The following is a 6,833-nucleotide window of genomic DNA, read 5'->3' on the forward strand; positions in this document are numbered from 1 at the left end:
CGCTGGGGGGCGGGAGGTCAGCGTTCGAGCATCCGCGCCTGGGCCTCGGTGTGGGTGGCGCCGGCGGCGGGAGGCAGGCTGCTGAGCCGGTCGAGCTGTTCGGCGGTCAGCGTGACGGCGTCGGCGGCGGTGTTCTCCTCGACGCGGCTGACCCGCTTGGTGCCGGGGATCGGGGCGATGTCGTCGCCCTGGGCGAGCAGCCAGGCCAGCGCGACCTGCGCGGGCGTGGCGCCCACCTCGGCGGCCAGGGCCTTGACCTCGTCGGCGAGGGCGAGGTTGCGCCGGAAGTTCTCGCCGGTGAAGCGCGGGTTGTCGCGCCGGAAGTCGCCCTCGTCGAACTGGTCGGTGGAGCGGACGGTGCCCGTCAGGAAGCCGCGGCCCAGCGGGGAGAACGGCACCAGGCCGATGTTCAGCTCCCGCAGCAGCGGCAGGATCCGCTCCTCGATGCCCCGGGTGAACAGGGAGTACTCGGACTGCACCGCGGTGACCGGCTGGACGGCGTGCGCGCGGCGGATCGTGTCCGGGCCGGCCTCCGAGAGTCCGAAGGCGCGCACTTTGCCCTCGGCGATCAGCTCGGCGACGGCTCCCGCGGTCTCCTCGATGGGGGTGCTCGGGTCCACCCGGTGCTGGTAGTACAGGTCGATGTGGTCGGTGCCCAGTCGCTTCAGGGAGCCCTCGACGGCAGTGCGGATGTTGGCCGGGCTGGAGTCCAGGTTCCAGGCGCCGTCGCCGCCGTGGGAGACCAGGCCGAACTTCGTGGCCAGCACCACCTGGTCCCGGCGGCCCTTCAGCGCCGTTCCGAGCAGCTTCTCGTTGGTGTAGGGGCCGTAGATCTCGGCGGTGTCGATGAGCGTGACGCCCAGCTCCAGCGCCCGGTGCACGGTCCTGATGGACTCCGCGTCGTCGGTGCCGGCGCCGGTGTAGCCATGGGACATACCCATCGCACCCAGCCCGATCCGGGAAACCTCCAGGTCACGCAGCTTGATGTAGCGCATCTCGCCCTCTTCGCGTCGTGGCGTCGCCCGACACCCTCAGCGTCGTACGGGCCGCCGGTTGTGCCCGCGGTGGCCACCGAAGTCATGTGGGGTCTCGGCGTCTTGCTCATTCAGCTTCGCCCGGATCGCGTCGGTGTGGCAGGGCGGGCTCTTCGGGGGTAACGACAGGGCTCCCCTCGCACCTGCCGACCAGGTCATGTGCGGGTGAGACTGGAGCCATGGCAACCGAGAGCGCGCACAGTGAAGGCGCCGAGCTGGGCCGCTACCTGCGCGCCCGCCGCACCCAGACCAGCCCCGAACAGGCCGGCCTCACCGTCGGCACCGGCATCCGCCGCACCCCCGGCCTGCGCCGCGAGGAGCTGGCCACCCTCGCCGGCATCAGCATCGACTACTACGTACGGCTCGAACGCGGCAAGGAGACCCGCCCCAGCCCCGCCGTCCTCGACTCGCTCGCCCGCGCCCTGCAGATGGACGACCAGGAACACCAGCACCTGCGCGAGCTCGCCGCCCGCGCCGCCCGCTACGCCCCAAAACCGCCGCCCGCGCCCAGCCGAACGGTGCGCCCCCACATCAAGCTGCTGCTCGAGTCCCTGCGTCCGAATCCGGCGTACGTGATCAGCCGCAGCATGGACATGCTGGCCTGGAACCCCGGCGGACTGGCCCTGTACGCGGGCCTGGACGACTGGCCCGCCCAGCACCGCAACCTCGCGCGCTACCTGTTCCTGCATCCCGCGGCCCGCGACCTCTTCACCGACTGGGACCGGCAGATCACCGCCTGCGTCGCCCGCCTGCGCGCCATCGCCGGCACCGCCCCCGACGCACCCGACCTCACCCACCTCGTCGGCGAACTCCTCCTGAAGAGCCCCGACTTCGCGGGCCTGTGGGAACGCTACGAGGTGACCGGACGCAAGCCCGCGCACAAGACCTTCCACCACCCGCAGGTCGGCACGCTCACCCTCACGTCCCAGTCGCTGCACGTGGAAGGCACGCCCGGTCAGCGCATCGGCGTCTACACCGCCGAGCCCGGCAGCCCCGACCACGACGCCCTGCTCCTCCTCGACATGACCGCACCCCGGCCGGCGTCCACTTCCGCGCCGACCAGGTGAGGGGCTGTGGTCACCAGGTGAGGGTCAGTGGTCACCAGGTGAGGGCCGGTGGTCAGTGGCTGCGGGTGCGGCCGGCGTTGTACTGCTCGTCGGTGATGTGCTCCAGCCAAGTGGTCTCGGGCCGGTCGTCGTCCGGGGCGGTGCCCTCCCACAGTGCGAGGTGCTGCATGAAGCGGTCCTCGGTGGCGCCGTGCCAGTGCTCCTCGCCGGGCGGGCAGGTGACCGTCTCGCCGGGCCGGGCCTCGTACACGGTGCCGTCGCGGGTACCGATCAGGGCGGTACCCGCGATGACGTGGAGGGTCTGACCGACGGCATGGTGGTGCCAGGCGGTGCGGGCGCCGGGGGCGAAGCGCACCATGTTGGCGCGGATACGGGAGGGTTCCTGGCCTGCGTGAATGACGTCGAACCAGACGTCTCCGTCGAACCAGTCCTGGGGTCCCTTGCCGGTGGCCCGGGGCTTGACGAATTCCATGCGGGGCTCCTGCGAACGTAGGGGGTGTGCTTCGGGGTCTCAGGCCGTGTCTTCGTGGGACAGGCCGGTGCCCAGGGCGCGTGAGGCTCGGGCCTGGTCGGTGATCTCCTTGCCCTTGGCCTCGATGGCGGGCACGGCGTCGTCACCGGCGACGAACCGCAGCGGCGGCTCGTCCAGGTCGACGACCTTCAGCAGGGCGTCGGCGAGTTTGGCGGGGTCGCCGGCCTGTTGGCCGTTCATCGACTGCCACATCTTCTTGGTCTCGGCGGTGCGCTCCGCGTAGTCGTCGAGGGACAGCTCCGCCCAGCTGGTGGAGGCGTCCACGAGCAGCTCGGTGCGGAAGAAGCCGGGCTCGACGATCGTGGTGCGGATGCCGTAGGGCTCGACGTCGTAGCGCAGGGATTCCATCCAGCCCTCGAGGCCGAACTTGGCTGCGGCGTAGGCGACGCAGAATTCCTGGCCGATCACACCGGCCAGGGAGGAGATCGTGACGACATGGCCGGCGCGCTGGGCGCGCATGACGGGCAGGACGGCGCGGGTGACGTTCATCGGCCCGAACAGGTTCGTCTCGATCTGCGCGCGCATCTGGGCGTCGGAGATCTCCTCGAAGTACCCGGCCTGGAAGGCGGCCGCGTTGTTGATCAGTACGTCGATCCGGCCGAACCTGTCGGTGGTCGCCTGAACCGCGGCGGCGGCTGCGTCCGGGCTGGTGATGTCCAGGGAGAGGGCCAGCAGGTTGTCCCGCTCGCCGCCGAGGGCGTCGAGGACCTTCTGCGGGTCGCGGGCGGTGGCCACGACCTGGTGACCGGCGGACAGGGCCTGGCGGGCGAGGTCGGTGCCCAGGCCACGCCCGGCGCCGGTGATGAGGAAGACCTTGCTCATGAGGGGTGCTGCTTCCGTGTGTGCGGGTGGGTGGGGAAGGCGTTCGGACGGCGTTGTGTGCGGGTGAATGGGGAAGGTGTTCGGACGGCGTTGCGCTCGTCGGCGATCTTCTGTGGGGCGGGGTGGCTTTCCAGCAGCCGCCACATGCCGGTGCCGAGGAGGTTCCCGGGGCCCGAACCGCTGCCGATATCGATGAAACCGCAGCTCAAAGAGGCAGGGGAGGGCCTGGGCTTACGGGTACTGACAGGGCCCCCCACCCGTGCGCCGTCCGGCTTAGCCTGGAATGCGTGAGTACCGAGAGCGACATCCGCGCCTTCCTGGCCTCCCGCCGCGCCAAGATCACCCCGCAGCAGGCCGGGCTGCCCGCGTACGGCGGCAACCGGCGTGTGCCGGGCCTGCGCCGCGAGGAAGTCGCCCTGCTCGCCGGTGTCAGCATCGACTACTACGTCCGTCTGGAACGCGGCCACCTCGCCGGGGCCTCGGAGGAGGTCCTGGACTCCATCGCGAACGCGCTGCAGCTCGACGACGCCGAACGCGCCCACCTCTACGACCTGGCCCGCGCCGCAGCCAAACGCCCCGCCCGCCGCACCAAGCGCGCCCGCGGCCCCCTGCCGGACAGTGTGCTGCGCGTCCTGGACTCCATGACCGACGTACCGGCCTTCATCCGCAACGGCCGCCTCGACGTCCTCGCCGTGAACCGCCTCGGCCGCGCCCTGTACTCGCCACTGTTCACGGACGACGCCCCGCGCCCGGTCAATATGGCCCGCTTCCAGTTCCTGAACCCGGCCGGCCGTGACTTCTTCCCCGACTGGGATCAGTCCGTGAACACGACTGTCTCCCTGTTGCGCACCGAGGCCGGCCGGGCTCCCGGTGACAGCGACTTGACCGGCCTGATCGGTGAACTCGTCACCCTCAGCGACGAGTTCCGCACCGCCTGGGCCAAACACAACGTGCGTCTGCACCACACCGGCCGCAAATCCTTCCGCCACCCCGCCGTCGGCGAGATCACCCTCGACTTCGACGCCATGGAGCTGCCCGCCCAGCCCGGCCTCACCTTGACCGCCTACAGCGCCGCGCCCCGCACCCCGGCACACGACGCACTCCGGATCCTCGCCACCTGGGCAGCCACCGAGGACGCATCCGCACCCACGGACCACACCCGAAGCCGCTGAACGCGCCTGAGCAGCCTGGCACCGCTTTCCCCTCCTCCCCACACACACTGTTCCCGGCCTCCTGAGCCGGGCATGGCCCGTGTCCTGATACCGCCTGACAGCCGTCGGTGAACGCTGTCAGCGGGATGGCCGTGGGCTGTCAGCGGGGTGCGGCATCGTCCTGGTCATCGAGAACGGCGAAGACCTGACGAGGAGTTGTTGAACATGGCGTACGCGATCCGGGCCGAGGGACTGGTCAAGAAGTACGGCGATTTCACCGCACTGGACGGCGTCGACCTGGAGGTGCCGGCCGGCAAGGTCGTCGGTGTCCTGGGGCCCAACGGCGCCGGGAAGACCACCACCGTGCGCATCCTGGCCACGCTGCTGCGGCCCGACGCCGGGCACGCCACCATCGGCGGGTACAACATCGCCAAGGACCCGGTCAGGGTGCGGCAGCTGATCGGGTTGACCGGGCAGTTCGCCTCGGTGGACGAGACGCTGTCCGGTACCGAGAACCTGGTGCTCATCGGGCGGCTGCTCGGTCTGTCCCGGCGCGATGCGAAGGAGCGGGCCGCCCAGCTCCTGGAGAACTTCTCCCTCGCCGAGGCGGCCCGCAAGCCGATCTCCACCTTCTCCGGCGGTATGCGACGGCGCCTGGACCTGGCCGCCTCCCTGGTCGGCCGGCCCCAGGTGCTCTTCCTGGACGAGCCCACCACCGGCCTGGACCCGCACGCCCGGCAGGAAGTCTGGGAGGTCGTACGGCAGTTGGTCGCGGACGGCTCCACGGTGCTGCTGACCACGCAGTACCTCGAAGAGGCCGACCAGCTCGCCGACTCCATCACCGTCTTCGACAAGGGCCGCAAGGTCGCCGAGGGCCGGCCCGGTGAGCTCAAGCGCCGCGTAGGCGGGCAGATCCTCCAGGTCCGGCCCACCGTGGCCGCCGATGTGCCGCAGGTGGCCGGGATGCTTGCCGAGCTGACCGGGCACTCCCCCGCCCAGGACTCCGGGGTGCTCACCGTGCCCGCCGACGACCCGCTGGTCGTCGCCGCGGTCGCCCGGCGTCTGGACGGCGCCGGCATCACCGCCGACGAGCTCGGCCTGCGGCTGCCCAGCCTGGACGAGGTCTTCCTCGCTCTGACCGGAAACGCGCCCGCCGCCGGCGACGACCAGCCCGTCACCGACGACCAGCCCCTCGCCGTCTGAGACCTCGGCCCCCGAGCCGCCCCCCGTTCCGCGCAGACCTTCCCGAGAGGACCCCCGCCATGAGCACCCAGACCCTCAGCGCCCAGCCCCTCAGCGCCCCCGCCGAGCTCTCCGGCCGTATCGGTCTCGCGCAGACCGCCCGGCACAGCTTCGCCCTCGCGGGCCGCGGCGTCGCCAAGTTCATGAAGTCGCCGATGCAGCTGGTCGATGTGGTCCTGACCCCGATCATCAGCCTGCTGATGTTCATCTATCTGTTCGGGGACGCCATGTCCGGCGGCGACACCGACGGCTACCTGCGGCTCGTCACCCCCGGCGTCATGGTCATGGCCGTCTTCCAGGCCAGTATCGGCATCGGCGCCTCGCTCAGCGCGGACGCCCAGACCGGGATCTTCGACCGGTTCCGCAGCATGCCGATCGCTCGCTCCAGCCCCCTGATCGGCGCCGTCCTCGCCGACATCGTCCGCTACGTCATCTGCCTGGGGACCCTGGTCGTCCTCGCCCTGGTCATGGGCTACCGCATCGAGACCGGCCCGCTCGCCACACTCGGCGCGCTCGCCCTGCTCATCGGCTTCGCCCTCAGCTTCTCCTGGATCTCGGTGTACCTCGGCATGCTGATCAAGAACCCCGCGTCCGTGCAGGGCCTGATGACGATCCTGATCCTGCCGCTCACCTTCGCCAGCAACGTCTTCATCCCCCGGGACGGCATGGCCGGCTGGCTGCAGGCCTGGTCCGACGTCAACCCCGTCTCCCTGGTGGCCGAATCGGTCCGCGGTCTGCTCAACGGCGGCCCGGTCGCCGACTCGCTGACCGGCACCTTCGCCTGGATGGCCGGCGTGATCGTCGTCTTCTTCCCGCTGGCCATGCGCGCCTACCGCAAGAACGCCGGCTGACCCTTGAGATGAGAAGCCCGGCCGGGGGGGGGCGCCCCCAGGGGGGGGGCCCCCCCCCGGATAAGCGGGGCCCGGGGCCCCCCCCCAGCGCCCCCCCCCGCGCACCCCCCCCCCCCACCCCCCCGCCCCCCCCC

7 protein-coding genes are annotated in these 6,833 nt (G+C 71.1%); 4 read left to right on the forward strand and 3 right to left on the reverse strand.

The genetic code is table 11. The annotated features are described in order from the left end of the window. Window positions 1-17: 17 nt before the first annotated feature. Window positions 18-995, reverse strand: coding sequence for an aldo/keto reductase (locus AC07EJ_RS24085; RefSeq protein WP_393587527.1), 978 nt, complete (start codon window positions 993-995; stop codon window positions 18-20). 218 nt (window positions 996-1,213) lie between these two features. On the opposite strand from AC07EJ_RS24085, the gene AC07EJ_RS24090 reads away from it, so the two are divergent. Further along, on the forward strand, window positions 1,214-2,101 hold the full coding sequence (locus AC07EJ_RS24090; RefSeq protein ID WP_389488189.1) for a helix-turn-helix transcriptional regulator: 888 nt from the start codon (window positions 1,214-1,216) through the stop codon (window positions 2,099-2,101). Window positions 2,102-2,153: 52 nt separating this feature from the next. Here the strand turns inward: AC07EJ_RS24090 and AC07EJ_RS24095 are convergent, their stop codons facing one another. Beyond that, window positions 2,154-2,573, reverse strand: a complete 420-nt coding sequence (locus tag AC07EJ_RS24095) for a (R)-mandelonitrile lyase (RefSeq protein ID WP_393587524.1) — start codon at window positions 2,571-2,573, stop codon at window positions 2,154-2,156. 39 nt (window positions 2,574-2,612) lie between these two features. Beyond that, entirely contained in the window at window positions 2,613-3,455 is an 843-nt protein-coding gene (locus AC07EJ_RS24100) for an SDR family oxidoreductase (protein ID WP_393587523.1), read from the reverse strand. Window positions 3,456-3,742: 287 nt separating this feature from the next. On the opposite strand from AC07EJ_RS24100, the gene AC07EJ_RS24105 reads away from it, so the two are divergent. The 3 genes from AC07EJ_RS24105 (at window position 3,743) to AC07EJ_RS24115 (ending at window position 6,699) form a co-directional block, all read left to right on the forward strand. Continuing rightward, window positions 3,743-4,627, forward strand: coding sequence for a helix-turn-helix transcriptional regulator (locus tag AC07EJ_RS24105; RefSeq protein WP_389488183.1), 885 nt, complete (start codon window positions 3,743-3,745; stop codon window positions 4,625-4,627). 204 nt (window positions 4,628-4,831) lie between these two features. After that, entirely contained in the window at window positions 4,832-5,809 is a 978-nt protein-coding gene (locus tag AC07EJ_RS24110; protein WP_478884908.1) for an ATP-binding cassette domain-containing protein, read from the forward strand. A gap of 59 nt (window positions 5,810-5,868) precedes the next feature. Beyond that, a complete protein-coding gene (locus tag AC07EJ_RS24115; protein ID WP_478884909.1) occupies window positions 5,869-6,699 on the forward strand; it encodes an ABC transporter permease in 831 nt (276 codons plus the stop codon). The last annotated feature ends 134 nt before the right edge of the window (window positions 6,700-6,833 follow it).

This window comes from Streptomyces sp. NPDC045026 (assembly GCF_056432625.1).